A 555-nucleotide genomic window follows, 5' to 3' on the forward strand; every position below is an offset into this window, starting at 1 on the left:
TAGAGGATAGTGCCCTCCCTTCTACATATGATGACAACTCTTCCCTAGCTAGGACTAAGTACTTTGCACCTCTTATCCCTAGTGGCATGTGAACAAGATCTATCACCCACTGAAAATGCAAAGATAAGGGATAAGTAGGGTTCAAACCATCTCTATGTTGAATCTTTGAGTAGTATTGGCAAAGCTCACAAGATCCAACATATTCTCGCACATCCACATACATTCCATCCCACCAGTAGAATCTTCTTAACTTGTCGTATGTAGCTTGAACTCCACGGTGTCCTGCTGCTTCAATATCATGTGCCTCTTGCAGTACTTGAGTTTTCTCTCCTTGAGTATCAAGTACTCTTAGAGGGACTTGATCTCTCCCTTTTGGTCGTCTCCATAAGTACCCATCTTTGAGCACAAACTTGTAAGCCTTCTTGCAGATCTTGCTGAATTCTTCATCACTCCGTCTAGTATCTTTCTCTAATGTACTCAAGTAATGCCCTATAACTAATAACTCTCCTGAATATAGATTCTCACAAAATGATAACCTCTCAATCTCACTATGCA

At 40.9% G+C, this 555-nt stretch carries 1 protein-coding gene; it reads right to left on the reverse strand.

The features are described 5' to 3' along the window. A partial coding sequence (locus KVT31_RS29350) for an integrase zinc binding domain-containing protein (protein ID WP_217613705.1) occupies window positions 1-406 on the reverse strand: 406 nt, incomplete at its 3' end. Between the last annotated feature and the right edge of the window lie 149 nt (window positions 407-555).

Origin of the sequence: Bacillus sp. GbtcB14 (genome assembly GCF_019091205.1) — a bacterium.
Taxonomy (GTDB): domain Bacteria; phylum Bacillota; class Bacilli; order Bacillales; family Bacillaceae_G; genus Bacillus_A; species Bacillus_A cereus_AG.